Raw genomic sequence first — 1,461 nt, 5'->3', positions numbered from 1 at the left:
GCGCTGCCGCCGGCGGCCGCCGTCAGCCGGTCGAGCAGCGCGCCGCACAGCGCCGTGATCGCCATCTGGATGAAGAAGAACAGCCCCGAAGCGGCCCCGGCGATCTCGGGGAACGGTTGCAGCACCGCGAACTGGCAGGCCGGAATCGCGATGCCCACTGCCACCATCGCCACGAACATCGGCGCGACGATCGTCGGCGCGCTCGGCGCGTGGCCGAGGTTCAGCGCGCACAGCGCGGCGGCGGCGGCGAGGTTCAGGCACACGGCGCGTGCCAGCACCGCGTCCGAATCCATCCGCGCGTGCATCCGCCGGTACAGCGCCGAGCCGGCCAGATAGCCCGACACGGTGATGCCGAACACGGCCGCGTACGCGGCGTCCGACAGATGCAGCCGCCGCTGGAACAGCGCCGACGAGCCGGCGATGAACGGGAAATACGTGCAGTAGACGAAGCTGATCGACAGCGAATAGCACAGGAAATGGCGGCTGCGCAGCAGCCGCGCATAGGTCGCGCCGAGCCCGCGCAGCGGGTGCGCGCCGGCCGCGCGGACGATCGCGTCGCCGCGCGTTTCGGGCAGCAGGCGCCAGGTGAACCACGCGCCGGCCACGCCGCCGGCCGCCAGCATCGCGAACACCGCGCGCCAGCCGCCGGCGGACGCCACGGCGCTGCCGGCCAGCGGCGCGACCACCGGCGACAGCGCCATGCCGGCCGACAGCGCGCTCGGCAGCGCCACCTGGCGTTTGGCGTCGAAGCGCTCGCGCACGATCACGCGGCCGATCACCGCCCCGCCGCAGCCGCCGAGCGCCTGGATCACGCGCGCGGCCACCAGCGCCGGCACGCTGTCGGCGAGCGCGCAGGCCAGCGTGGCCGCCACGTAGACGGCCAGCCCGGCGAGCAGCACCGGCCGCCGCCCGTAGCGGTCCGACAGCGGCCCCATGATCAGCATCGAGGCGGCGTAGCCGACCATGTAGGTGGTCAGCGTGGATTGCATCTGCGCGTCGGTGGCGTGCAGCGCGTCGGCCATCGCGGGCAGGGCGGGCAGGTACGCGTCGATCGCCGCGCGCGGCAGGCAGACGATCAGCAACAACAGGATCAACCAGGCGCGCTCGGAGAGGGGACGGGACGAAGCAGGCATCGGACGAATCGGCAAGAAAGGCGGGAAATCGGACTGTACGGGCGATGTGGTATAAGCCGAAGATCCATTTGATCGATAGAAGGGTGGGCCACTATGGCGCGAGGCAAGGCCGCGATTCCGCTCGATCTGCCGCGCCCGCCGGGGCTGTCGGCGCAGGGCGGGGCGTCGAAGCAGGACCGCATCGCCGATGCGTTGCGCGAGGCGATCCTGCAGCGCCGCCTGCCGGCCGGGGCCGCGCTGCCGTCCACCCGCACGCTGGCCGAGCGCTGGCGCATCGCGCGCGGCACCGTCGAGGCCGCGTTCGAGCGGCTGGTGGCCGAGGGCTACG

2 protein-coding genes are annotated in these 1,461 nt (G+C 73.0%); one reads left to right on the top strand and one right to left on the bottom strand.

The features are described from left to right. On the bottom strand, positions 1–1,133 hold a 1,133-nt coding region (locus G3N92_RS33960; RefSeq protein WP_206131859.1), incomplete at its 3' end, for a multidrug effflux MFS transporter. 93 nt (positions 1,134–1,226) lie between these two features. Between G3N92_RS33960 and G3N92_RS33955 the strand changes: the two genes are divergently transcribed. Next, a partial coding sequence (locus G3N92_RS33955) for a winged helix-turn-helix domain-containing protein (RefSeq protein WP_206131858.1) occupies positions 1,227–1,461 on the top strand: 235 nt, incomplete at its 3' end.

Origin of the sequence: Burkholderia sp. Ac-20379 (assembly GCF_017104645.1) — a bacterium.
Taxonomy (GTDB): domain Bacteria; phylum Pseudomonadota; class Gammaproteobacteria; order Burkholderiales; family Burkholderiaceae; genus Burkholderia.
This window is presented reverse-complemented; position numbering and strand designations above follow the sequence as displayed.